The organism is Alloscardovia sp. HMSC034E08, assembly GCF_001813415.1.
GTDB lineage: Bacteria > Actinomycetota > Actinomycetes > Actinomycetales > Bifidobacteriaceae > Alloscardovia > Alloscardovia omnicolens.
The window spans coordinates 1-24,134 of sequence record NZ_KV812468.1 but is presented as its reverse complement, the minus strand read 5'-3'; the positions used below and the strand labels follow the sequence as shown (position 1 = coordinate 24,134).

General features: G+C 49.4%; 20 protein-coding genes and 1 tRNA gene. 1 reads left to right on the top strand and 20 read right to left on the bottom strand.

The window, feature by feature from the left end; genetic code table 11:
- Window positions 1–199 precede the first annotated feature (199 nt).
- The 14 genes from HMPREF2909_RS01570 to dapE all read right to left on the bottom strand — a co-directional run bounded on the left by HMPREF2909_RS01570 (window position 200) and on the right by dapE (window position 15,872).
- Window positions 200–949, bottom strand: coding sequence for an HNH endonuclease family protein (locus HMPREF2909_RS01570; protein ID WP_071414968.1), 750 nt, complete (start codon window positions 947–949; stop codon window positions 200–202).
- Window positions 949–1,815, bottom strand: a complete 867-nt coding sequence (locus HMPREF2909_RS01565) for an aldo/keto reductase (RefSeq protein ID WP_071414967.1) — start codon at window positions 1,813–1,815, stop codon at window positions 949–951. Before HMPREF2909_RS01565 ends, HMPREF2909_RS01570 begins: the two co-directional genes overlap by 1 nt.
- A 771-nt stretch (window positions 1,816–2,586) precedes the next feature.
- Entirely contained in the window at window positions 2,587–3,282 is a 696-nt protein-coding gene (gene rplA / locus HMPREF2909_RS01560) for a 50S ribosomal protein L1 (RefSeq protein ID WP_021617664.1), read from the bottom strand.
- 62 nt (window positions 3,283–3,344) lie between these two features.
- A complete protein-coding gene (gene rplK / locus HMPREF2909_RS01555) occupies window positions 3,345–3,776 on the bottom strand; it encodes a 50S ribosomal protein L11 (RefSeq protein ID WP_018143356.1) in 432 nt (143 codons plus the stop codon).
- 362 nt (window positions 3,777–4,138) lie between these two features.
- Window positions 4,139–4,879 (bottom strand): transcription termination/antitermination protein NusG, encoded by a 741-nt coding sequence (gene nusG, locus HMPREF2909_RS01550; protein WP_071414966.1) that lies wholly within the window; start codon window positions 4,877–4,879, stop codon window positions 4,139–4,141.
- 51 nt (window positions 4,880–4,930) lie between these two features.
- Window positions 4,931–5,164: a preprotein translocase subunit SecE gene (gene secE / locus HMPREF2909_RS01545; protein WP_022857074.1), complete on the bottom strand. Its 234-nt coding sequence runs from the start codon at window positions 5,162–5,164 to the stop codon at window positions 4,931–4,933.
- A 45-nt stretch (window positions 5,165–5,209) separates the two neighbouring features.
- Window positions 5,210–5,282, bottom strand: a tRNA-Trp gene (locus tag HMPREF2909_RS01540).
- A gap of 267 nt (window positions 5,283–5,549) precedes the next feature.
- On the bottom strand, window positions 5,550–6,746 hold the full coding sequence (locus HMPREF2909_RS01535; protein WP_071414965.1) for a pyridoxal phosphate-dependent aminotransferase: 1,197 nt from the start codon (window positions 6,744–6,746) through the stop codon (window positions 5,550–5,552).
- 9 nt (window positions 6,747–6,755) lie between these two features.
- Entirely contained in the window at window positions 6,756–7,892 is a 1,137-nt protein-coding gene (gene proB / locus HMPREF2909_RS01530; protein ID WP_049206918.1) for a glutamate 5-kinase, read from the bottom strand.
- Between the two features lie 14 nt (window positions 7,893–7,906).
- Window positions 7,907–9,748 (bottom strand): GTPase ObgE, encoded by a 1,842-nt coding sequence (obgE, locus tag HMPREF2909_RS01525; protein ID WP_084797197.1) that lies wholly within the window; start codon window positions 9,746–9,748, stop codon window positions 7,907–7,909.
- A gap of 291 nt (window positions 9,749–10,039) precedes the next feature.
- Window positions 10,040–10,291, bottom strand: a complete 252-nt coding sequence (gene rpmA / locus HMPREF2909_RS01520; protein ID WP_022857069.1) for a 50S ribosomal protein L27 — start codon at window positions 10,289–10,291, stop codon at window positions 10,040–10,042.
- A gap of 50 nt (window positions 10,292–10,341) precedes the next feature.
- The gene (gene rplU / locus HMPREF2909_RS01515; RefSeq protein WP_022857068.1) at window positions 10,342–10,650 is read right to left on the bottom strand and encodes a 50S ribosomal protein L21; all 309 of its coding nucleotides are present in this window, start codon (window positions 10,648–10,650) and stop codon (window positions 10,342–10,344) included.
- Between the two features lie 246 nt (window positions 10,651–10,896).
- Window positions 10,897–14,403 carry an Rne/Rng family ribonuclease gene (locus HMPREF2909_RS01510; protein ID WP_084797334.1) on the bottom strand — a complete coding sequence of 1,169 codons (3,507 nt, stop codon included), beginning with the start codon at window positions 14,401–14,403 and terminating at the stop codon, window positions 10,897–10,899.
- A gap of 239 nt (window positions 14,404–14,642) precedes the next feature.
- Window positions 14,643–15,872, bottom strand: a complete 1,230-nt coding sequence (dapE, locus tag HMPREF2909_RS01505; protein ID WP_071414963.1) for a succinyl-diaminopimelate desuccinylase — start codon at window positions 15,870–15,872, stop codon at window positions 14,643–14,645.
- A gap of 57 nt (window positions 15,873–15,929) precedes the next feature.
- Between dapE and HMPREF2909_RS01500 the strand changes: the two genes are divergently transcribed.
- Window positions 15,930–16,871: an AEC family transporter gene (locus HMPREF2909_RS01500; RefSeq protein ID WP_071414962.1), complete on the top strand. Its 942-nt coding sequence runs from the start codon at window positions 15,930–15,932 to the stop codon at window positions 16,869–16,871.
- Window positions 16,872–17,427: 556 nt separating this feature from the next.
- Here HMPREF2909_RS01500 and HMPREF2909_RS01495 read toward each other — a convergent pair.
- The 6 genes from HMPREF2909_RS01495 to HMPREF2909_RS01470 form a co-directional block, all read right to left on the bottom strand.
- Window positions 17,428–18,750: a Maf family nucleotide pyrophosphatase gene (locus HMPREF2909_RS01495; RefSeq protein ID WP_071414961.1), complete on the bottom strand. Its 1,323-nt coding sequence runs from the start codon at window positions 18,748–18,750 to the stop codon at window positions 17,428–17,430.
- Window positions 18,751–18,770: 20 nt separating this feature from the next.
- Window positions 18,771–19,697 carry a homoserine kinase gene (thrB, locus tag HMPREF2909_RS01490; RefSeq protein WP_071414960.1) on the bottom strand — a complete coding sequence of 309 codons (927 nt, stop codon included), beginning with the start codon at window positions 19,695–19,697 and terminating at the stop codon, window positions 18,771–18,773.
- Window positions 19,698–19,879: 182 nt separating this feature from the next.
- Window positions 19,880–21,169: a homoserine dehydrogenase gene (locus HMPREF2909_RS01485; protein ID WP_071414959.1), complete on the bottom strand. Its 1,290-nt coding sequence runs from the start codon at window positions 21,167–21,169 to the stop codon at window positions 19,880–19,882.
- Between the two features lie 29 nt (window positions 21,170–21,198).
- Window positions 21,199–22,014 (bottom strand): fumarylacetoacetate hydrolase family protein, encoded by an 816-nt coding sequence (locus HMPREF2909_RS01480; RefSeq protein ID WP_071414958.1) that lies wholly within the window; start codon window positions 22,012–22,014, stop codon window positions 21,199–21,201.
- A gap of 45 nt (window positions 22,015–22,059) precedes the next feature.
- Window positions 22,060–22,845, bottom strand: coding sequence for a YggS family pyridoxal phosphate-dependent enzyme (locus tag HMPREF2909_RS01475; RefSeq protein ID WP_071414957.1), 786 nt, complete (start codon window positions 22,843–22,845; stop codon window positions 22,060–22,062).
- A gap of 433 nt (window positions 22,846–23,278) precedes the next feature.
- A complete protein-coding gene (locus tag HMPREF2909_RS01470; protein WP_071414956.1) occupies window positions 23,279–24,007 on the bottom strand; it encodes an MIP/aquaporin family protein in 729 nt (242 codons plus the stop codon).
- Between the last annotated feature and the right edge of the window lie 127 nt (window positions 24,008–24,134).

Sequence of the window (24,134 nt, the reverse complement as noted above, 5' to 3'; positions counted from 1 at the left end):
CTTCACCTCCCTCATCTGTTTATTATTTGTGTTTTATTTTCTCTTTTTTCTCATTCATGTAATAGCAACATACGTAAGCGCGCCTTTAATAAGGTAAAACGTTCGGGATTGCAACACACGGTATGCGTAAGTGCTTCTTTTAATATAGCGTTATAGGCTCAATTTATTGAGCTGAGAGAAAAATCGCTCAAATCTTCGTTTATCGCGCAGGTAATACTTGGTTACTACAGCCATGCAAAACTTTGAGCATGGCGTTCTTCTCAGATGTTGTAACGCTGAGCTGATACTTCGTTTTCACGCCTATTTGGCGCGCAACATACGAGCACACGTAAGCCGTGTTTGATGGTAACCATTCGTCTGCTGAAGCATCTTCTTTCTGCTGATTTGCAGAACCATCAACTGCGAGAAGATTATAGGTATCGTTACCAAATTCATAGCGTCGAGCAGTATTCCACGCATATGCGCCTGATTTCCAGGCATTACTTAAAGCAACAACATGATCTATTTGCACTGCTCTGCTTGTGTCGATGCCGCGTTTAAAATGTATAATTTTTCCTGTATACGGGTCGTTAAGAACACCTGACGCAACTCTGCATGAGGTTAAACTTTTATAGCGCACGTCTGCTAAATCACGGGCAAGCACATCTTCGCGCACATCGCAGCCATTACCATCATCATCTGTTTGGCGAAAACCGAAATAGTCGCGCTTATAGTGACGGCTTGGGCGAGGATTATCGACAACTTTGAGCTGTGCTAGTGTTTCAGCCGCCTGACCGGTTGCTGTATATGTGCCGGTTGTGCGCGCCACAGTATCGCTAACTTGTGGCAGAAAAGAGCCAATAAGTACGCCAAGAAAAACAATGACACACATAAGGTAGTACCATTGCTTTTTTACTGCGACAACTTGACGGCGAGCTCTGGTGCGGCGACGCCTGTAATGCCTAACCATCAGCTATAGGAGAAAGTAGCTGGATCGTGTCCTGCACGTGTCAAAGTATTGAGAGAATCAATAAATGCTATATCATCTGCAGTCAGTTTAATACTGCGGCTTTCTAAGTTCTCTGCTAAACGCTCCTTATGCGCAGACTTAGGGATAATAATAATATTTTTAGCCAGATGCCAAGCCAAAATTACTTGAGCTACGCTTGCGTTATGACGTGCAGCTATCTGCTCGAGCTGTTCACCACCAGCGTTTAAATCTGCTCCGCGGGCCATAGGAGAATATGCTTGTACTGCAATCCCCTTACTCTGACTATATTCTACGACCTCGCGCTGTTGGAATGTTGGATGTAATTCAATCTGATTAACAGCAGGATACTCCCCCACCTGATCATATAAACGATCTAAATCTGTAGGCATAAAATTGCACACGCCCAAAGTTTTTACAACTCCTGCTTCGCGTAGTTCACGCAAAGCAGCCCATGTTGTATCGCTACGCCAATCAAAAGGAGTTGGCCAATGAATCATATACATATCAACGTAATCAGTTTTGAGCAGACGTAGCTGACGCTCAAACGCGCGTAAAGCTGTGTCGTATCCTTGCTCGGAATCTCGCAATTTTGTAGTGAGCCACAACTTACTGCGGTTCTCGCCCTGAGCAAAACCAGCGCGAACCAGACCTTCACCCACGCCATCTTCATTACCATAGCCGGCAGCAGTGTCGATGTGGCGATATCCGACTTCTAAAGCGTCGCATACAACTTGTGCCACATCGCCATTATCGATGCGCAAAACTCCCGCTCCGATGCGAGGGATATTACGACCGTCGTTGAGCTTCATTGAGTCTGCTGCTGGGGTTGTTGTCACGTCTACCATGCACCCCACTCTAGCGTAGGTGGCGTAGAAATTCGGTTGTGTTGTGACTCGATGAGCGAGTTATCCACATTGTCCGTTGCGGTAGTGTAACTCGCGGAGTGAGTGTGCGTGAACGTTACGCTGTTCTTGGCAACCTAACACACATGGCTGGCATATCGCAGAGAAAACTCGCTCAGTAGGCTGCATGTTATTCAAGCGCTAATGAATGGGGTGGTTCATTTTGATTCGCATGCTGTATCTTTCACCGCTATCAGTAGCGCTACACCTTAAAGTAATTTAGCCGCCGAAATCGGAAGTGGTAAAAGCTTTACCATTCACTACTAAGCACAGCAATGAAAGATACAACAGAAATGCGGATCTTCGGACTTAGCGGGGTTTAAGGGAGGATGTTGTCAAGACATCTCTTCGGCGTGAATGTGTTTATTTTATGAGCAAAGTCGATACGCGCAACCGATATGTCAGTTTTGAAGCCATTTTGTGCATCAAAACTGACACAACAGGTGTATTAATCGGTTAAGCAGAATGAGTGAGAGCAATAACCCTCGAATTTAATGCAGCGTGAAGCCTGATTGTGCCGAACAGCTACTAGTCACGCACGTGCAAGCATGAGACCCCGCCAAGTCCGATGAACAACAAAAACCGACGTTCGAACCGCCCCCCCCCCACACACACAAAACAGCAAAACAAAATCCCGCATACGCTGGCATTTCCATACCTATGCGTGATGCGGGATTAAAGTTCTGTTCGTATTATCGCGAACTATGCAACTACTTATGCAGCCAATGGAGCTACATCCAGTGGGACACCAGGACCCATAGTAGAAGTCATGGTTACCTTAGTGATGTAACGACCCTTAACGGTAGTTGGCTTCAAACGACGGATTTCATCAGCTACTGCCCGGAAGTTCTCTTCGAGAGCTTCTTCAGTGAAGCTGAGCTTACCCACGATAAAGCTCAAGTTGCCGTGACGATCAACGCGGAACTCAATCTTACCGCCCTTGATGTCAGATACAGCCTTAGCTACATCCATGGTTACAGTACCGGTCTTAGGGTTTGGCATCAAACCACGAGGACCGAGCACACGACCCAAACGACCAACCTGACCCATCATATCTGGAGTTGCTACTACTGCATCGAAGTCAGTGTAACCCTTAGATACCTTCTCGATGAGCTCTGCATCGCCAACTTCGTCTGCACCAGCTTCGAGAGCTGCAGTAGCCAATGGGCCACGTGCGAAAACGATTACGCGAGCGGTCTTACCAGTGCCGTTAGGCAAGTTCACGGTACCGCGAACGAGCTGGTCAGCCTTACGTGGATCTACGTTGAGGTTGTATACAGCCTCAACAGTTTCATCGAAACCGCGAGCTGGCATGCTTTTGAGCAATGCAATAGCTTCAGATGCGGTGTAGAGGTTTGAACGATCTACCTTTTCGGCAGCTTCGCGATACTTCTTAGAACGCTTTGTCATCTGCTTCTCCTTAGCAGTCGCAGTGTGGGCAAGCGTTTGCCCTTCTGCTTCGTGGATAATAATTAGTCGGTTACGGTAATGCCCATAGAGCGTGCGGTACCCTCGATGATCTTCATACCTGCTTCGATATCGCGAGCAGACAAATCAGCCATCTTGGTTTCAGCGATTTCGCGTACCTGCGCCTTGGTTACAGAGCCAACCTTGGTGGTGAGAGGATTTCCAGCACCCTTATCCACGCCAGCTGCCTTGCGAAGAAGTTCTGCTGCTGGAGGTGTCTTCAGAACGAAGGTGAAGGAACGATCTTCATATACAGTGATTTCTACTGGGATGATCTGACCGATCTTATCCTTAGTAGCATCGTTGTATGCCTTGGTGAAGTCCATGATGTTCACACCATGGGAACCCAATGCTGGACCCAGTGGTGGAGCAGGGTTTGCCTTACCTGCAGCAATCTGCAGCTTGATGAGCGCTGAGACTTTCTTCTTAGGAGCCATTTTATGGTTCTTCTTTCTGTTAGCGGTTCAACGGAGTTTGTCTCGTAAGACGCGCCCCTCCCGCGGTTTTCATCTTCTCTGCCTTTCAGCGTGCCAAAGCGTGCTGAAAATGGCAAGCCTTTCTATTATGCCTGATTGTTGTGACAAATAGCAAGTTTGGAGGAAGGATAGTTGTGCTCATGGCTGTGCGACATGACGGGCGCGCACATGACATGGCTGACAGCATCCGGTTTAAGTTTTGAGCACGTGAACCATGGAATAGCCATAGCCACCCATTTTTCACATCCCAGACCACGCGCAAACAAAGTTCGCATCCACTCTCTCGGGTGAACGCGAAGACAGAATAACAGCTTTAAGCAGCCTTAAGCGTCAATCTTATCCACTTGATCGAAACCAAGTTCTACTGGGGTTTCGCGACCAAAGATAGATACAAGCACAGACAGCTTTTGTGTTGCTGGGCTGACCTCAGAAATAACTGCAGGCATCGTAGCGAACGGACCATCAGTAACAGTCACGGCTTCACCCACAGAGAAGCTGACTTCAATCTGGCGAGCCTTCTTACGAGCTTCAATATTGTCAGTGCCCTTCAATGCTTCAGAACGAATCATTGGAGCCATCATAGACACAACTTCTTTGCGAGACAGTGGAGCTGGTTCACCGCCGTTACCCACAAAACCGGTTACGCCCTCTGTTTCGCGCACAATACGACGAGCATCCTCATCTGGCCACATGCGGATAAGCACATATCCTGGGATGCGTACGCGGGTAACAACTTTCTTACCCTTGTCAGTATGCTGTTCCACCTCTTCCATAGGAACTTCGATTTGGAAAATTTGGCTTTCCAGACCATATGACTGAACGCGAGATTCTACGTTCATCTTTACGCGCTTTTCGTAGCCGGAGTAAGTATGCAGAACATACCACTTACCTTCCAGACCGCGCAAAGACTTAGAGAAGTCCTGGACTGCCTTCTCACCTGGATCGAGAGCATCTTCAGCTTCAACATCCTGAGCTTCAGTTTCCACGTCTACTTCAGCTTCTACTGGCTCTGCAACTTCTGCAACCTCAAGAGCTTCTTGATTTTCTTCAAAATTCTCAGTCATAATTCCCTACTGGGTTAATCTCGATAGTTTTATATGCAATACAAGCTTTTACTAGCCAAACAAGGTGACCATGAGCTTACCTAAGCCAAAGTCCAAACTTGTAATAAAGATCATGAGCAATACAACGAAAATGAACACTGCTACAGACCATCCCAGTAATTCCTTACCTGATGGTGCTACAACCTTAGAGAGTTCTTCAAACATCTGCCTGATGAACATACCAACGCGCAGGAAGATATTTGGCTTGCGAACTTTTGCAGCCTTAGTGTTCTCAGACTTTGCCATTTTGCAATCCTCACTCAATGTTTCTGTGCAGTTTTACTGCCCTAGCAGGGGCCGCGGGACTCGAACCCACAACCTACGGTTTTGGAGACCGTTGCGCTACCAATTGCGCCAGACCCCTAGGTGTACTGGTAACATCGTACACAATCCTCGGGATTGCCTTTATATTGTGACAAGTACCCTCGACTATGTAACGACGTATGGCGTTTTTACCGCCAAATGTTCAGTTTACCGTGGAATGTCGATTTCGTCTAATCACTTATTTTTCAATTCCTCCACCAGCACATCTTCTCCGCACTCTCGGCGTGGCGCACGCATAACGCAACAGCTACGAAAAAGTGCATAAGCCCGTCTCGACTTATGCACTTTAACCGCACTGTAGTAAGGCTTATGCGAGCCATTCTTTCAAACGACGCATACCCTCAGCTAAGTCATCATCTGCCAAAGCGTAGGAAAAACGAATATATCCAGGTGCGCTAAATCCTTCACCAGGAACAGCTGCTACATGTACTTCATCTAAAATCAGGGCTGCAAGCTGCACTGTATTTTCACAAACCGTTCCGTTCTTACCGAGCGGTTTACCGAGCAAACTTGTAAAATCAGCGAAAGCATAGAAAGCCCCCTTTGGCATCTCGCAACTCACACCTGGCAACTCATTAAGAGCGCTCACGATTGCGTGACGACGGCGATCGAAAGCCTCACGCATAGCAGCTACAGCACTTAAATCGCCAGCAATAGCAGACACTGCAGCGCGCTGAGGAACATTAGACACGTTCGACGTCATATGTCCCTGTAACTTCGTTGCTGCTTTCGCCACTTCAGCAGGAGCGAGAAGCCAGCCGACGCGCCAACCAGTCATAGCATAAGTTTTCGCAACACCGTTCAGAACAATCAACCGATCGCGCACCTCAGGTACAAGAGAACCAATACGCGCGGTTTCGGCGTCATCATAAGTCATGTGCTCATAAATTTCGTCGGAAATAACCCATACATCATGCTCGATAGCCCACTTCGCGATTGCGCGCAAAGTATCTGCAGACCACACAGCACCTGTTGGGTTGTTTGGAGAATTAATGATGATAGCTTTAGTACGTTCGGTAGTAGCTACTTCGATTTGCTCGATACTTGGTTCGAAAGTATGCTCAGCATCTGCAAAAACCTCGACAGGCACACCACCAGCAAGTTTGATTGTTTCTGGGTAAGATACCCAGCAAGGAGTAGGAACGATTACTTCGTCCCCCTCGTTAAGAATAAGTTGGAAGCTCGCGTACACCGCATGCTTGCCGCCGTTAGTTACCACTATCTGCTGAGGATCTACCTCATAGCCGCTATCGCGTGCGGTTTTGTGAGCAATTGCTTCGCGAAGTTCTGGTAAACCCGCTGTTGCAGTATAACGATGATTTTTTGAGTCCTGCGCCGCTTCTACTGCTGTGCGCACAATATAGTCAGGCGTTGGGAAATCAGGTTCTCCAGCGCCGAAACCAATAATATCGATGCCGTTTGCTTTAAGAGCTTTTGCTTTAAGATCGACTTCTAAAGTAGCCGATGGTGCAACATTATGAATGCGTGTGCTTAACTGTGCCATGCCTTCACATTAGCGCGTGGGCTTTACTAACACCAAATCATCGCGATGAATAATAGGACGAGCATATTCTGCTCCCAAGAATCTCTCAATCTGCTCAGTATTTTTTCGAGCAAGCGAGGAAATATCATCCGAATCAAAAGCACATAATCCGCGAGCAATTTTATTGCCATGCGTATCTTCTACCCACACCGGAGCACCAGCAGAAAAATCGCCATCCGCACCTAAGGTTCCTACAGCTAGTAGCGAGGTTTTCCCTGTTTGTACGGCACGAGCAGCGCCATCATCCACCACAACAGTTCCCTGAGGATGAGAAGCATAACCAATCCATAGACGTCGAGCTGATTCGCGAGCGCGAATAGGCGCAAACGCCGTTCCCACAGCATCGCCCATTAATGCAGGAGCTGCATTAGCTGCAGACGTAAGCAAGCATGGAATACCGGAGGCGGTGGCAATGCGCACTGCATCCACCTTGGTCACCATCCCGCCCGTACCCACAGCCGAGCCCGTCCCCGCAATCGTCGAATCGTCAATCTCTTCAAGAGCATTATGCACAAAAGTCAAGCGCCGCGCCCCCGGCTGACTTGGAGGAGCAGTGTAGAGTCCGTCAACGTCGGAGAGCAGAATCAAAGCTTGAGCACGCACAATATTGGCTACAAGCGCACTTAAATGATCGTTATCTCCAAAACGCACTTCACTGGTAACCAACGTGTCGTTTTCATTCACAATAGGAACAACGCCGAATTCAAGCAAACGCTCCATCGTGTTGCGCACATTGCGGTAGCGCGCAGAACGCATGGTATCTTGGGCAGACATGAGCACCTGTCCAACACGAATATCGTAGCGCGCAAAGGCTTTCTCATACTCCGCCATGAGCAATCCTTGCCCCACGGCTGCAGCTGCTTGGCGAGAAACTGAATCATCAGGACGGCTAGTAAAACCGAGTGGCTTCAAACCAGCTGCCACCGAACCAGACGACACAAGCACAACGCGCGCCCCCAACTGAACAGCGGAGGCTAGCGATGTAACTAAATGGTTGAGTTTATCGACATCGAGCATGCCCTGTGCCGAAGTCAGTGAACTTGATCCCACCTTCACCACAATTGTTTGTGCTTGCAGAATGCGACTGCGTGTTTGTTCTTCATTCATAAATTCGTGGGCCTTTACTCTGCGCTCTCTACACTCTCCGTACCATCAGCGCGTGCTCCTTCAGCGCCGTCGTTAAAACGTGCTCCTTCACCACGTGCACCATCAGAACCACCATCAGCATCAAAACGCTTCAAAAAGTCCTGAGCACCTTCAGGGTCATCTACGCGAGACGGATCTGCCCAGTGCCCAGCTTTACGTTCTTCCATCATGGCGTTACGCACAGCTGTTTTGGCGTCCATCCACTCGTGGTAACGACGGCGACGCTCCACATTTGTACGACGACGGTTAAGACCTTGAACCTCATCCAAACGCAAATCATGACCGCGTTGAGCATGCGGGTCTCCGTCCAGCATTTCTGCACCAGCTTGCACAGTTGGATCCCAATCAAAAGTCATAGCGTTCTCGCCACGTCCAATGCGAACTTCATCACCTACGCGAGCACCTTTAGCGCGCAAAGCATCTTCCACTCCCAAACGAGCCAAACGGTCAGCCAAATAACCCACAGCTTCCTCGTTATCAAAGTTTGTTTGACGCACCCAACGTTCAGGCTTCGAGCCGGTAACAGTAAACCAGAAGTTGCCATCGCGATCCTGCTCACGCTCAATCTCAAAGTCAAAGCCCAAACCTACAGCCTTAGAATTACGTGCTTTGCGTTCAAGAGGACGAATAACAACGCGCTCTTCTTCCGCAGCTGCCATCCGCTCAGCAACGCGCGCACGCATCTTCTCCACCAAATCACTCAGCGCATACGTCAGTTGCTTTAATCCTTCATGAGAAGCCGTCGAAATAATAAAGACCTTATGCCCCATCTTCTCAAAATCAGGCTTCACAAACTCAGCTAATTCCTTAGCATCAGGAATATCAGCCTTGTTCAAAATAATCACTCGCGGACGCTCGGCAATAGGAATAGCACCCAAAGGAGTGCCAAGCTGCTCAGCATACTGAGCAAGCTCATTTTCTAAAGCATGATAATCAGACACAGGGTCACGGTCTTGTTCAAGCGTTGCGCAATCAATCACATGAGCGATAACTTGCGTGCGTTCAATATGACGTAAGAATTCCAAGCCTAAGCCCTTACCTTGTGCGGCGCCTGGAATAAGTCCTGGAACGTCAGCAATAGTAAAACGCTTATCTCCCGTATTGACCACGCCAAGATTAGGAACCAAAGTAGTAAATGGGTAATCAGCAATCTTTGGACGCGCAGCCGACAGCGTGGACACCAGCGAAGATTTACCCGCACTTGGATAGCCTACCAACGCAACATCTGCAATAGATTTCAGCTCCAAAATAATATCGCGCTCTTCTCCAGGTTCGCCAAGTAAGGCGAAGCCTGGAGCTTTACGGTTTTTGCTCGCTAAAGAGCGATTGCCTAAACCACCAGCGCCACCTTGAGCCACCACAAAACTATCTCCAGCGTGACTTAAGTCAGCGAGAATCTCCTCGTTCTTGTGCTTTGCCGCGCTTATAACGGTGTTCGTTTTGGCAACAGCAGCCCCGGCACTACCAGCACCAGAAGTAGCAGCTCCACCAGTTCCATTAGCGCCCGTAACCGATCTAGCCCCAAAAACAACCGTGCCTACTGGAACAGGCAAAATCAAGTCCTCTCCGCGAGAACCATCCTTGTTATCGCCTTTACCCATCGTGCCACTAGGTGCTGTGCGATGAGGCATATAACGGTAGTCCAGCAATGAGGTTGCGTTAGTATCCGCTACAACGATAACGCTACCGCCGTCGCCACCATCGCCACCGTCTGGGCCAGCTAGCGGCTTGTATTTTTCGCGTCGAATAGATGCAGCACCATTACCGCCATCGCCGCCTTTAACATGAACCGTTACGCGGTCTACGAAGTCACTCATGATTTATCCTTATATACCTTTACAAAAGACCCCTGCTCAGAGGATTCGTCGCTCGGAGATACTCCCGCGAGCAGAGACATTCCTCGTTCGCTCGGAACGCCCTATTAAGAGAAATACCTCATTAAGAGAGATACCCTCTAGCGCAGCACACCCCGCGAAGAGACTCTCACTCAGAGCACCCGTTAAGAGCCGCACCCTGCAAGCAGGCTCACCCCGTGAACAGAACCCCCACAAAAGCCTTATATACACAAAAAGCCGCGCTCAAGTGGCGCGGCTTCAAGCTGTCCGAATTTACTCGGAGATTACGTCTACAACCTTGCGATCGCGACGGGTACCGAACTTTACGGTGCCGTCTACGAGAGCAAAGAGAGTGTGATCCTTGCCAAGACCAACGTTCTGGCCTGCATGGAACTTAGTACCGCGCTGGCGAACGATGATGTTGCCTGCTACTACTGCTTCACCGCCGAACTTCTTCACACCCAGGTATTGTGGGTTTGAATCGCGACCGTTGCGGGTACTTGCTGCACCTTTCTTATGTGCCATGACTTATTCCTTTCGAAAAATGACTCGGCTATAATCCTCTACACCGCGAGTTACGCGATGGAGGTTACCTTGAGAACAGTCAACTTCTGGCGGTGACCCTTACGGCGAGCTACACCAGTCTTGTTCTTGTACTTCTGGATGCTAATCTTCGGCCCCTTAGCTTCGTCGTCTACAACTTCGGCCTTAACAGTCATCTTTGCCAAGTCCTTAGCTGCGAGAACAACCTTGGAACCATCAACTACGAGTGCAACAGGGAACTCTACGGTATCGCCCTTCTTTGCATCAAGACGGTTGACGGTAAATTCGTCGCCTACCTCGACCTTTTCCTGGTGGCCGCCGGCTTTCACAATAGCGTACATGTTCTTACCTTTGCCTCTTAAAAGCTTTAACGTTCGTTTTATCTTCTAAACTGTTCCCGGGCATACCAACCCGAGGTGTTCACAAGACACCAACAATCTAATATATTGCATCGCTTGACATCCGTCAAGTCGAGCAACACACAGGACTTGTAACTCTACTGCCTAGTTTGGACGAGCAATACGGTTACGCGCCCTGTTTCGTTGCTGCAAACAAAATCTTCACGATTATTGCTTGGTAGCGGCCTTTTACTCGGCTTCCTGATTATGCTGATTATGCTCTTTGCCCGCCCGAGAACCACGTGAATCTTGCAAGGTCTTGAGGTCTTCGGAAATCAAAGCCAAGGTTGTAGATGCTTCACGGTTTTCCACGCTTGGCGTTTCGCTCGTGTCCGCTCTTTCATTGCGATCATCACTACGACCATCGCTACGATTTTCAGCTCCATCTGCTGCACTGTTATTGTGCTGACCGCCTTCACTCTGGGCATTAGAAACCACAACATTGCCCGACACTCCAGAAGACACCTCTGAAGCCTCCGCAGAAGACACACCAGAAGACACCGCAACACTGTGTCCACTGTTTGTATTCGCCGAAGCTGCAGCAATTGCTGCCATAGAGTTTTTAGCTTTTTCACTCGTTCCAGCGCGTTCTTCGCGTGGCTGAGCAGTCTCGCTCACCTTTCCATGAGCAATATGAGCCGCATGCTTATTTGTTTTTACGAAAGGATCTCCACCCTTCATTGCATACGGATCATCATACTGAGCGGACACAGTTGGCTCGTCATGCAAAATAAAGCCACGACCACCACAGGTTGGGCACTCCTCTGAGAAGGCTTCAACCAAGCCTTGTCCCACGCGCTTTCGTGTCATCTGAACCAAACCCAGCGAGGTTACTTCAGCAACCTGATGTTTCGTACGGTCTCGAGACAAACACTCAACCAATCGACGCAAAACAAGATCGCGGTTAGCAGGCATCACCATATCCACGAAATCAATCATGACCATGCCTCCAATATCGCGCAAACGCAGCTGACGCACAACTTCCTCAGCAGCTTCCAAATTGCATCGGGTAACTGTCTCTTCCAGCGACTTGCCCTTGCCAATAAAACGTCCTGTATTCACGTCAATCGTGGTCATTGCTTCGGTACGGTCAATAACCAAAGAACCGCCGGACGGCAAATATACCTGACGCTCCATGCCCTTACGCAACTGGCTATCAATCTGCCAGCGGTCAAACACGTCTTTACCTCGATGCTCTGCTGGGTCCCAACGTTCTACGCGGTCAAGCAAATCAGGCGCAGCAGATTCAATATATTCATGAATGCGGTTATATACATCTTCGCCCTCAACAACAAGCTTCTTAAAGTCATCGTTAAAGATGTCTCGAATCACGCGAATAACAACGTCTGGCTCGCCTTGCAGGAGATGCGGTTTCTTGGAGTTCTTCAGTTCCTCTAACTGAGCAGAAATATGCTCCCACTGGTCCTTCAGATGCTCGAAATCTTTAATAATAGCTTCTTCAGGAGCGCCTTCAGCAGCGGTTCGAATAATAACGCCCACTTCTTCTGGAGCTACTTTCGACACAATAGACTTCAAACGAGCACGCTCGCGTTCAGGAAGTTTGCGGCTTACTCCTGTCATGCTTCCCGATGGCACGAGCACAAGGAAACGACCTGCAAGAGTAATCTGGCTGGTTAAGCGTGCACCTTTATGTCCGATTGGATCTTTCGTTACCTGAACGAGCACAGGATCGCCTGACTGGAAAGCGTGTTCCATACGACGAGGCTGACCGTCTAAACGTGTGGTATCCCAATTCACTTCGCCTGCATACAGCACACCGTTGCGCGCCTGACCAATATCTACGAAGGCTGCTTCCATGCTTGGTAGCACGTTTTGCACGCGTCCCTGGTAAATATTGCCCACAGCGGATACTTCTGCAATATCGGAAATATAATGTTCAACCAGCACATCGTCTTCAATAACGGAGACCTGCGTATGGCTTCCGCGTTCGCGCACAACCATTAAACGGTTGACTACTTCACGGCGAGCTAAGAAATCTTGCTCGGTAATCAGTGCTGCCTGGCGGTTACGGTCGCGACGATTATCGCGACGACGCTGACGCTTCGCTTCCAAACGTGTTGAACCGGCAACATCCGTAATTTCATCAATATACTGCTGCTTACGGGAACGACCGCGCGTATCTTCTCCTGTGTCTGCTGAAGAAGACAACGAATCAGACGACTGATTATCATCGTCCTGCGCATTCTTCGAGCCACGGCGGCGGCGACGACGACGACGTGTGGTGAACTCTTCATCCGCTTCCTCAGCTTCTTGAAGCATAGCGCTACGGCGACGAGGACGGCGCGAAGAGCTTTCAAAGCTTTCCGCTTCATCATCATTGCGCATATCGCCTTCAATAGGCTCGTAGTCAATCTCATCGAGCTCCAAATCGCTTTCAATCAGCTCGACTTCTGCTGCTGCTCGACGCTCTTGAGCATTCAGACGGCGATTGCGACGAGAGCGCGAATCTGTGTCGAATTCGTCAACATATTCCGCAGAACCGTTTTCTTCGTTACGCTCGTTACGCTCGTTACGTTCGTTTTTATCTTTGCGGTTACGACGGCGAGAAGAACGCGCGTTGTCGTCATCCTCATGCTGATTATTCTGTGCGCTTGAACGAGAACGTTCAGTTTCATCTAAAGCAGCGCTAATAGTATCGAGAACATCGTTATTATCTGCGTTCTCATGATTCTTATCGCGACGATGACGGCGATTGCGATGCAAGGTATTCTCGTCCTGCTCTTCATCGCGATAATCGCTACGCGATGAGCGCGTTATTGCAGGAATAACAGGAGCTTGGAACAGCAGGCTCATCATCGGATTGGTTGGAGCGCTGAATCCTTCGACTGCACGAGCATCCTCATGATTTGTTTGGGATGACGAGAACTCTAAAGCCTGACTTACTGCTGCACGAGCACGTTCAGAACGTGCTGTTGGTGTATCTTGTGCAGAATCTGGTTCTTGAGCTGCGCTAAACTGCTCCTCGGCTTTCGCGCGATTAGCACTGTTATTGCTACGGTTAGCGCTGTTGGCACTGGTAGCACTGGTAGCACTGGTAGCGTGATCCTCCATTGTGATACGACGGCGAAGGCGTGAACGCTGAACGCGCGGATTTTCGTCTCGCTCTTGAGTCTTTTCTTCTGCCACCACTTGCGAAGTAACAGCGGATTCCTCAGAATCGGTCTCGGTGCTTCCCGAAGGCTTATGCTCAGAAACAGCGCGAGAGTTCTCCTGAGCACTCTTCTGCGTTGCAGACTCTTCTACAACAACTTCGTCCGGAACAATAATGCCTCTATCAACAAAGAGTTCGCTAGCAATGCGGTGAGCTTTGTCGCTGCGCGTATATGCCGCTGATGTCTGCTGTGCAGATGTGCGGTTCTTCTCGCTATCTGCAGGTTCAGAACCGTCGCTGGACTGCTTATCCGATTGCTTTTCCGTCTGCACACCAGCCCGATCATTCGGCATATTCTCCGCATTCTGTACGCTCTGCCCGTCTGCCTGCGTTATTGCCTGTACCTGCTGAGTAGTATCAGCACTTTCAGGCTTAGCGTTCACCTGAGATTGAGCTGATGTCTCTTGAGAAGATACAGTATGCGAAATTTGTGTTACTTGGGAATCCTGAGAACCGCTAACACGCACAACACGGCGCGATCCTTTATTAGTGCGACGTCCCAGAACAGGTGGTTCCTGATTCATACGCTCAGACACTTGTATCTCCAGTCAAGCAGCTGCGTCTGCTGTGCTTTCCGTGTTTACAGTTCACCTATAAGATGGCACGTTTTGCAACGTTTCGTTTCATCGGTGCACCGTAAACGGTTAAAAGTCTGTCATATCTATGCGGACGCCAACGCTTGCCTACAAATCCTCATGTTTTCATCCCTACTAGGCAAGGGGATCAACGCATAGTGTGTGGTTACTACGCAGAGTTACCGAGTTCAGTTTACCACAGGAGTTGCTCTGAGCCACGTCTCTAAAAGTTGCGCATACTCAGTCACAGCATCAAGAGCTACTTGTTCATCTGATTTATGAGCCAGCAGAGCATCTCCTGCACCCAGATTTACTGCAGGAATTCCCAAAGAACTAAAACGCGCCACATCTGTCCAGCCAAATTTCGCGCGTGGCTGCTCGCCAGTTGCGTCACGAACTAAAGATACCAAAGACTGAACGAGCGGATGTTGCAAACCTGGGCGAGCGCCTGCTGATTCATCTTTCATATCAATATCAAAGCCTTCAAAAAGCCCCCCGTCAGCTCGTACCGGTCCTACTCCTACTCCACTAACAGTCGCGCAGCCTTCTCCCATCAGCAAAGCTTTTGCTTGCTGTATCGTCTTATCTGGAGCAAAACGATAATTCACATGCACACGGCAGTGTTGCGGAATAATATTCGTCCCTTCTCCGCCCTCAATCATGGTTGCGTTTAATCCTTCGCGATAATCCAAACCGTCAACACTAATCGTTGCCGACTCATATTCGCTGAGCAAAGTCAGTACTCGAGCAGCATGATGAATCGCATTATCTCCCATCCATGCACGCGCGGAATGTGCGGCTACTCCATGAGTAAGCACATCAAAACGCATAGTTCCGTTGCAGCCGCCTTCAATAAGACCGCTGGTCGGCTCACCAATAATCGCAAAATCTCCCTGCACCCACTCAGGATGCGCAGCCAGCACATGACCCAAACCATTCTTCTCTGCCTGCACTTCTTCATGGTCATAAAACACATAAGTCACGTCGCAACGCAGCTTATCCGCGCTATCTAAAACGCCCGCTAAATACGCAAATACTGCATCGCTCGCCTTCATATCAGTAGCTCCACGCCCCCACATAACTGGAGACTGCGGATAATCTCGCGCAACGTCTTCACGGATACGCGCATCTCCTGGCTGCAATATTTGCGGCGGAAAGTTATCGATAACAGGCACCACGTCTATATGACCTACCAGCAGCACGCGCTCAGCCTTGCCAAAATGAGTTGAAGCCACCACAGTATCTTCATGGCGATGAACCTCTAAATGCACATAGCCGCGCAGATATTCTTCGAGAGCATCAGCGAGCGCGCTTTCTTCATCAGAAACCGAGTAGATGCGCATAATGCGTTCGAACAGCGCGTGCAGGCGTGTTGGATCCAGTTGCGTTATATTTTCCGTGATGTCTAGAGCAGTCATAATTCATATCGTAAACTATCTGCACCCTGAGAGCATACATCGTGGCACTATGTGAGTATGGGATTATTGAGTGCGTTGCAGGGTTTTGCGGTTATTGGCATTGTTATTGGCACAGGATATGTGGCGGCACGTCTGCAAATTGGCGGTTCTCAGGCTCAATACGTTTTGAACCGCATAAGTTTTTTCGTTTCTAGCCCGTGCCTAATGTTTGCTATTTTATCGAAAGAACATTTAAATAAAATTTTTGATTCAACGATTATTGTTGCTTTTGCTTCTGCTGCAGCTGTGGGACTTATTTTTATTCTTATTAACTCTTTGTTTTTTAAGCTGGGGAAAGCAGAAACAACGATTGGCGTGCTCAACTCTTTGTATTTAAATTCCAATAATATTGGATTGCCTGTGGCCACATATATTATTGGCAACCCTGCTTTGGTAGCTCCTATCTTGGTTATGCAGCAGGCTCTGTTTACTCCTGTTGCATTGACTGTTTTAGACGTTCAGACCAGCGGTAAGTTTTCTTTCAAACGCATTGCATCGCAGCCGCTGCATCAGCCACTGCTGATTGGTTCGTTAGCAGGTATTACCATATCTTGGATTTCTGCTATGGCAGGGCATTTTATTGTTCCGCAATGGATTTTTGATCCGATTAATATGATTGGTAATTCTGCTGTTCCGCTGATTTTGATGGCTTTCGGCATGAGTTTGTATGGAACTAAACCTCTGCAGAAAGGCGCGCATATTCCAGCTATTGCTACTGTTGCTGTGCTGAAGAATATTGTGATGCCTCTGATTGCTTTCGTTTTGGCATATCTGATGGGTTTCCGCGGCGCTACCTTATATGGTTGCGTTATTTTAGCTGCTCTGCCAACAGGACAAAACGTTTACAATTACGCAGCGCGCTATGATGTAGGGACGAGCTTTGCGCGCGATGGCACGCTGTTTAGCACTTTGACTTCACCATTATGTATTTCGGTTATTGCTTTACTGTTTAGTCATTAAAACACTGAAAGGTAATTCCGCCGCGAATAAATAGAATGATTCATTGTGATTCGCGTGCTGTATCTTTCACCGCTATCAATAGCACTACTCGTTAAAGCTGTTTGACCGCTCAAATCGCAGCTGGTAAAAGCTTTACCATTCACTACTAAACACAGCCATGAAAGATACAACAGAAAACGCACGCACGGCAACCAACAGTGCTACCATCGCCTCACGAGGAACAAAACAGACCCTTCGGTTTTGATCGGGGTTGTGAAGGTTGCAGGTGCGTGGAGGTTGTGAGTGTGGAACGCTAACAATGCTCGCGGTCATCGTTAAGAGTGTTTTCAGTCTTCGTGCTGTGCGTGAATCGTGGAACGCCCTACCAAGTCATGCTTCACGAACCACCCTAGGGCTCCTACACACCGCAATAATAAACAGATAAGCCCAACCAAAACCAAAAACCTCGCTAAGTCCCAAGCGCAACAAAACAACACGGACAGAATTGATTAGTGGAACTTGCTGGTGGAGGATGCCCTTTTAGACCACCCTCCACTAGCAACGTAGAATAGCGTATTTACACGCACTGCTCTCGAGCAACAACATTCAATCGTTGCTCAAAATTCGCCCAATCTTGCTTAAAGTACGAGAGTAATGGCACGCTATCCATGTCTTCTACTGCAAGCCACCGTACATCTTCGCTTTCGTCATCTGTAGCAAGAGGACGAACCATATGTTCTGGTTTTTCAAAAGCAAATACTGTTGTGTAGCTCCATGGACCGTGGTCTTCGCAGTACGCGCCCACCACCACAATATCGTCCGGATGAATATTCGCCTCTTCAGCAGCCTCGCGCAACGCCCCCTCGATCACGTTTTCTCCCGTTGCCAGCGCTCCACCCGGGATGCCCCATGTGCCCCCTTCCGCGCTCCATGCTGCGCGGTGTTGCATAGCAACATGGGAAATATTCCCATCATCATCGCGTCGTGCCACGAGTACGCCCGCTGCACTATTGCGCCCCCAATGTTTATGCCCGCATGCACAGTCAATCCACCCGTCTCCAGGTTGCATAATATTGCTGTCCGGAATATCTGGGGTCACCTCTTTCGCATGGGTGAGAATCTGAACATCTGTCGCATTCCACAGATTCGTCCAACTAATGCCCAGTTCTTCAACTAATGCACGCACCGTGGGAACGCTCAAACCCATAACGCCGCTAGGATCTCCTTGAATAGACTCAATAAATGCTGAGCCAATCCCTTCGAGAGTAAAGCAGCCAGCCACTTCCAATGGTTCACCTATTGCAATATAACGTTCAATATCATCATCGCTAAAGTCAGCAAAATTCACATGAGCGTAACTAATGGACTGAGCCATATCTCCGGTCGACAAATCAATAACCACATGACCAGTCCATAATGTTCCTGTAGCCCCACGCATAGCGCGTAAACGTTCACGCGCAACCTCAGCCGTATGCGGCTTTCCATACACAGCCCCGTCAAGAGTGAACAGCGAATCACAGCCAATCACCACTGGACCGCGCACAAGTCCCGACAGCCCTAAGTGGTCACGCACGTAATCAGCTAAATCAACACGTTCGGCAACGCTTCCCTGCCCTTGCTCTATCGGACGCGAAATTGTTAACTCTCCGCAAGCCTCCTGCATCGTGTTCCACGTGGAACGGTAGTCATCAGCAACAGCTTGTGCTTTAGCGCGCGCCAAAACGAGCACCCGCTCTTCAACGCTTAAATCGTTGACGTGCACGCCGCGGTCAGTTGCCAAAGACGCTAAAACAGCATCTTCATCTACATGCGATACGCGTATTGTGGGACGAATACCGGCATGCACCAGCAAACGAGCGCGAGATGGCGATTGAGAAGCTAAAACAACAGGAATAGTCATAATTTCACTCCTTTTCAACGTTATTCAGCGCTAATCTGCACTCCCGAACGGTCTACCGATAAATGCACCATATGCCAATGGCTCATATCCACGCCACGAGCAGTAATATTATGCAAACTATCAGTAGCATCAGAAGCATGTAATGCGAGCACGCATGGACCGGCGCCAGAAATAGTAGAAGCGTATCCTTGAGAGCGCAAGAAAGTCATTAAATCAGCAGATGCTTGCATCAGAGGTGCGCGATACGGCTGATGCAAGGTGTCTTCAGTCGCCTCAAATAACAAGTCATTATCTGCATTCGCCATAGCTGCTGGAAGCAGAGCAACGCGCGATACATTAGTCAAAGCATCCGCATACGGTACGGTTGACGGCAAAGCTTTGCGCGCTTCTTCAGTAGACAGTTCAAAATTCGGAATAAAAATCCACGCATGAATATCTTTATGCACTGGATATATTTGCGTGCGAAAATCCTGCCCGCTCTTCCACGAAACTGTCATACCGCCATAGACTGCTGGCGCTACGTTATCAGGATGACCCTCTATACGCGCAGCAACCTGGAAAATAGCATCGCGTATTTCGCGCTGAGTGCTATCTAATCCTGCTAGGCCAGCGGCCAAACTAACGCCCGCGACAATAGCGCTAGCAGATGACCCCATTCCGCGAGACTGAGGAATACGGTTATACGCTTTCATGCGCAAACCAAACTCCGGCAAATCAAACTCTTCAGCAGCAGCCCGCAAAGCTTTAACAATCAGATGACGCTCATCGCGCGGCAATGTATCTGCACCCTCACCAATAATCTCAATATCTACGCTTTGTGTAGGCAAAGCTTCTACATAAATCGTGTCGTAGAAGCCCAAGGCTAAACCGCAGGCGTCGAAGCCAGGCCCCAAGTTGGCGCTTGTTGCTGGAACGTCCACACGAACGCGCGATGCTGCAAAAACCATCATGTTCCTTACTATATGCTGTTTCTCAGAGCTGGCTCAAGATAAAAAATACTCAAGATAGGAAGCGACTCGAGATAAGAGAATACTCGAGATAAGAAAACACTCAAGCTTCTCAAGCCTCTCACTTCAGTCAGCGCTGGATTCAGTTACACACTTCACATCAGTTACACAGTTTCTGTCTATTAGTCTTCAAAAACTCGCATAATCGACAGCACAGAGCCAATAGATTTAGCATTGGATACTTCTTCTGCTGTTTCGCGAATAACTCGATCAGCCACGTTATGAGTGGTAATCCATAATTCGTGATTGCCGTTTTCGTCTTCTTCTGGACGCTGCTGCACTGCACGAATAGAAATGTTGTGCTTAGCAAAAATATCGGAGACGCGCGCGAGCACGCCGACAGCGTCAGCTACGCTTAAGCGCATCATGTAGGAGGATTCCACTTCGGAAGCATCCACGATTGGCTCGTTCGAGTACAGCGGGATGAGCGGGCCAGTAGAGCCTGCAGCACGGTGACGCGCAACAGTTACGATATCGCCGGCTACCGCAGAAGCAGTTGGAGCGCCACCTGCACCGCGACCGTAGAACATGAGATCATCAGAAGCTTCGCCCTCCACGAAGACCGCGTTAAAGCTGCCCGATACCTTGGCCAGCTGATGATTTTCTGGCAGCATAACCGGATACACGCCGGCAGTAATACCCCGCTCAGAACGCTCAACAACAGCAAGAAGCTTGATGATGCGGTTCATCGCGCGGGCTGCAGCAATATCCGATTCGGTGACGTGTTCAATACCCTCGATATTTACATCGTCCATGCGAACATCGCGATGGAATGCGAGAACAGCCATAATGGCAGCCTTCGCAGCAGCATCGAAACCTCCAATATCTGCGGTTGGGTCGGTCTCTGCGAAGCCCTTAGCCTGTGCGTCCTTGAGTACGGTGTCGAAAGCCAAGCCCTTGGTGGTCATTTCGTCGAGAATATAGTTGGTAGTACCGTTCACAATACCCATAATGCGGTTAATGCGGTCTCCCACCATCGACTCGCGCAATGGACGCACAATTGGAATAGCGCCGCCCACAGCTGCTTCGAAGTAAATATCTACGCCGTTCTTTTCTGCAGATTCGTACAGTTCTGGACCATGCTGAGCCAGCAGCGCCTTATTCGCAGTAACTACGGAAGCGCCATGATTGAGCGCACTGAGAACGAATGTGCGGGCAGGTTCAATGCCGCCGATGAGCTCTACAACAATGTCTGCGCGCGTGGTTAAGTCTAATGTTTCTGTGGTGAGCAGCGACTTATCAATCCATGGATCATTTACTTCGTTCGGGTCGAGAACAGCCACACCGGTTAATTCGATGCGAGCGCCTGCGCGGCGAGCAAGTTCATCAGCCTGTTCTACGAGCAAACGTGCGGTCTGCGAACCTACTGTTCCAGCACCTAACAGCGCTACTTTAACGGTTTTCTCTGCCATATTATCTCCACATTCTTGTGATCAAAAATTTATGCGCGCACTACTACGTTACGCAAATCGCCAATACCTTGTACATGCACAATCGCCTCATCGCCCGGCTTTAAACTGCCAGTAGCGTATGGGGTACCGGTCAAAATAACATCGCCCGGCAAAAGGGTCGCGAAACTGGAGATAAAAGCGATCTGCTGTTCAATCGAATGAATCAAATTCGCGGTCGTCCCAGAAGCTTCCGGCACGTCCTCGCCGTTCAAAGTGAAACTAATCTGAGCATTCGAATGATCTAAATCCGTCTCAATCCATGGACCCAGCGGGCATGCAGTGTCGAAGCCTTTAGCGCGCGTCCATGTGGGATCATCGCCTTGCAGGTCGCGCAACGTCACGTCGTTCGTGCAGGTGAAGCCGAGCACATAGCTCATCGCGTCTTTCTCGCTCACGTTCTTGGCGATGCAGCCGATAACCACGGCAACTTCTGGTTCGAAGTTCATATCGTTGCTAAAACTTGGGAACACGATCGGATCGTCTGGACCGATGACCGAGGTGGATGGCTTCGAGAAAATGACCATCTCTTCCGGCGCATGCACGCCCGTCATGCCATTAATTTCACCCATATATTGAGCGTGAGCCTCGTAGTTCTTGGCGATGCCGTAAATCTTGCTCGGAATAATCGGTGTGAGCAGGCGCACACCCTCATCGTCCACGCCGAAACGCTCGCCGGTCGGCGATACGGGAGCTCCACCCAAAGGGTAACCGGATAATTCTACGAGATAATCTTTGCCGTCTTCCTCGTCTTTCTGAACGAAAGCGTACGAAACGGTATCATCATGACTGAAACGCGCAATTCTCATACTCTAAGAATATAGAAACCGTTGTACTGTGCTTCGAGATGCGCGCTAGATGAACGCGCGAGCGCCGAAAATCCCCGTTCCCACGCGCACGATGGTCGAGCCCTCCTCGATAGCCCACTGCATATCCGCGCTCATACCCATCGACAGCTGACTGCAGGTCTTAATACCGCCCTCGCGCAGACTATCGCGCAACTTGCGCAAATGTTCGAAACCGCTGCGCACGATTTTTTCGTCTTGCACGTGTGCGCCGATAGTCATGAGACCCTCGAGACGCAGCTGAGGCATAGTGTTAATCGCCGCCGCCATTTCGAGCGCTTCCTGCGGCTCGCAGCCCGACTTACTCTCCTCGCCCGACTCGTTTACCTCGAGATAGACGCCCACAGTGTGCGTTTGCTCGCTGGCTTCTACGCTGGCTTCTACGCGGCGGGCGATGCGCTCGGCCAGCTTGAGCGAGTCCACAGACTCAATAACCTGCACGTACGGCAGCACTTTAGAGATTTTATTTGACTGCAGCTGACCAATCATGTGCTTAGAAACGTTCAGACCGCGCTCGGCTAAGCCCTGTTTGAGGCCGTCAGCTTTCGCGAGGATTTCTTGTGGACGATTCTCACCAATACAGCGGATACCTGCGTCGATAGCCGACAGGATTTCTGCCACGTCGCGCGTTTTCGTGGCCGCAAGCAGCATTACCTCGTGAGGCTCGCGTCCCGCTTTGACTGCCACCTGGCTGACCGCTTCCAGCGTTCGATGCACGCCATCGGAGATTTGTTGTGCTCTTTCGGGGGTGATTGTGGTGTTTGCTAAGTCTTTATGATCCATGTATGCAGTCATGCTGTCCACTATAGTGCGGGGTGTGGTTTGTGTGTGGGCGAGGGTCGTGAGGAGTGATTTACGATACGGCTCGTTTTTCACGACCTTATAATGACGGTTTTGGGGCCGTGAGAAACGAGTCGTAAAGTCAATCACTTTTCACGCCACCAGATGTAGCCGTGGTGAGCGATGCTCAGGTAGTGCTTCGCTCTTCATGGCGAGAAGTGTACTTAAAATCAGCTATTTCGAGCTTTCGTGCGCGAATCACAGGCTGCAAGTCGCTCGGCACAACAGTTTAAGCCTCATGTGACCGTTCACGTTTGTGGCGTTGAGCGATGCGCCCATACCGGTTCGCTCACCACAACACAACCACCCCATAAACGCAAAAAGGGAGATACAGCCGAAGCCATATCTCCCTTATCTAAATCGCTACGAGTAGCTACAACGCTTCTCCTTAGAAGAAGATGCCTGCGAGGAATACACCCACGATAGCACCGCAGATTGGCGCTACAACTGGAATCCAAGCCTCACCCCAGCGAGAGCTGCCCTTGTGCTCGATTGGCAACAAAGCGTGAGCCAGGCGAGGCATCAAGTCGCGCGCAGGGTTCAGAGCTGGACCGGTTGGGCCACCCATGGAAGCTACGAGACCCCAAACAATGAAGCCTACGATAATAGCAGCTGCGATTGGAGCCTGCTTACCCCAGTCAAGGCTGAGGATGGTGAGCGCACCGAATACGAGGATAAGGGTACCTACGAACTCGTTAATGAAGTAGTTTGCCTTGTCCTCTGCCTCGTCGGTGGTTGCGAAGGTTGCGAAAATCTCGCCCGCGTTTTCGGTCTTATCGTAGAACGGCTTGTACATAATCCATACAACTACCTGACCGAAGAAAGCGCCGGTCAGCTGAGCGAGAACGTACAGACCTGCTTTATCCCATGAGATCATGCCGTTTACAGCCTGACCGATGGTCATAGCTGGGTTGATATGAGCGCCAGAAACGACACCGAACATAGCTACAGGGATCATTACACCGAGACCGTAACCGGTAGCGATATTAGCCCAGCCGGCGTTATGACCCTTAGTACCGGTAAGCAAGTGATTAGCCACAGCACCGTTACCGAAAAGCATCAAAATAGCAGTTCCAGCAAACTCTGCAAGAAGCTGCATCCATAATGGGAATGTCATTGGTTAAATCTTTCTTCTTTGTCTTCCTCTATCTGATTGATAGAAAGCCTTACATATTGTATAAGAAAATACTGAGAAAAAAGAGAGGAAAATGTGTATATATGAAAAGAGGGCGACCTATCATGGT

What these genes read in the sequence shown, in the direction of transcription:
- HMPREF2909_RS01500 (WP_071414962.1), top strand. Translation starts at nt 15,930, where the DNA reads ATGGGATTATTGAGTGCGTTGCAGGGTTTTGCGGTTATTGGCATTGTT.
- proB (WP_049206918.1), bottom strand. Translation starts at nt 7,892, where the DNA reads ATGAATGAAGAACAAACACGCAGTCGCATTCTGCAAGCACAAACAATT.
- secE (WP_022857074.1), bottom strand. Translation starts at nt 5,164, where the DNA reads ATGGCAAAGTCTGAGAACACTAAGGCTGCAAAAGTTCGCAAGCCAAAT.
- HMPREF2909_RS01470 (WP_071414956.1), bottom strand. Translation starts at nt 24,007, where the DNA reads ATGACATTCCCATTATGGATGCAGCTTCTTGCAGAGTTTGCTGGAACT.
- HMPREF2909_RS01480 (WP_071414958.1), bottom strand. Translation starts at nt 22,014, where the DNA reads ATGAGAATTGCGCGTTTCAGTCATGATGATACCGTTTCGTACGCTTTC.
- thrB (WP_071414960.1), bottom strand. Translation starts at nt 19,697, where the DNA reads ATGGTTTTTGCAGCATCGCGCGTTCGTGTGGACGTTCCAGCAACAAGC.
- obgE (WP_084797197.1), bottom strand. Translation starts at nt 9,748, where the DNA reads ATGAGTGACTTCGTAGACCGCGTAACGGTTCATGTTAAAGGCGGCGAT.
- HMPREF2909_RS01495 (WP_071414961.1), bottom strand. Translation starts at nt 18,750, where the DNA reads ATGACTATTCCTGTTGTTTTAGCTTCTCAATCGCCATCTCGCGCTCGT.
- rpmA (WP_022857069.1), bottom strand. Translation starts at nt 10,291, where the DNA reads ATGGCACATAAGAAAGGTGCAGCAAGTACCCGCAACGGTCGCGATTCA.
- HMPREF2909_RS01485 (WP_071414959.1), bottom strand. Translation starts at nt 21,169, where the DNA reads ATGGCAGAGAAAACCGTTAAAGTAGCGCTGTTAGGTGCTGGAACAGTA.
- rplA (WP_021617664.1), bottom strand. Translation starts at nt 3,282, where the DNA reads ATGACAAAGCGTTCTAAGAAGTATCGCGAAGCTGCCGAAAAGGTAGAT.
- HMPREF2909_RS01570 (WP_071414968.1), bottom strand. Translation starts at nt 949, where the DNA reads ATGGTTAGGCATTACAGGCGTCGCCGCACCAGAGCTCGCCGTCAAGTT.
- nusG (WP_071414966.1), bottom strand. Translation starts at nt 4,879, where the DNA reads ATGACTGAGAATTTTGAAGAAAATCAAGAAGCTCTTGAGGTTGCAGAA.
- HMPREF2909_RS01535 (WP_071414965.1), bottom strand. Translation starts at nt 6,746, where the DNA reads ATGGCACAGTTAAGCACACGCATTCATAATGTTGCACCATCGGCTACT.
- HMPREF2909_RS01565 (WP_071414967.1), bottom strand. Translation starts at nt 1,815, where the DNA reads ATGGTAGACGTGACAACAACCCCAGCAGCAGACTCAATGAAGCTCAAC.
- rplU (WP_022857068.1), bottom strand. Translation starts at nt 10,650, where the DNA reads ATGTACGCTATTGTGAAAGCCGGCGGCCACCAGGAAAAGGTCGAGGTA.
- rplK (WP_018143356.1), bottom strand. Translation starts at nt 3,776, where the DNA reads ATGGCTCCTAAGAAGAAAGTCTCAGCGCTCATCAAGCTGCAGATTGCT.
- dapE (WP_071414963.1), bottom strand. Translation starts at nt 15,872, where the DNA reads ATGACTGCTCTAGACATCACGGAAAATATAACGCAACTGGATCCAACA.
- HMPREF2909_RS01475 (WP_071414957.1), bottom strand. Translation starts at nt 22,845, where the DNA reads ATGACTGCATACATGGATCATAAAGACTTAGCAAACACCACAATCACC.
- HMPREF2909_RS01510 (WP_084797334.1), bottom strand. Translation starts at nt 14,403, where the DNA reads ATGAATCAGGAACCACCTGTTCTGGGACGTCGCACTAATAAAGGATCG.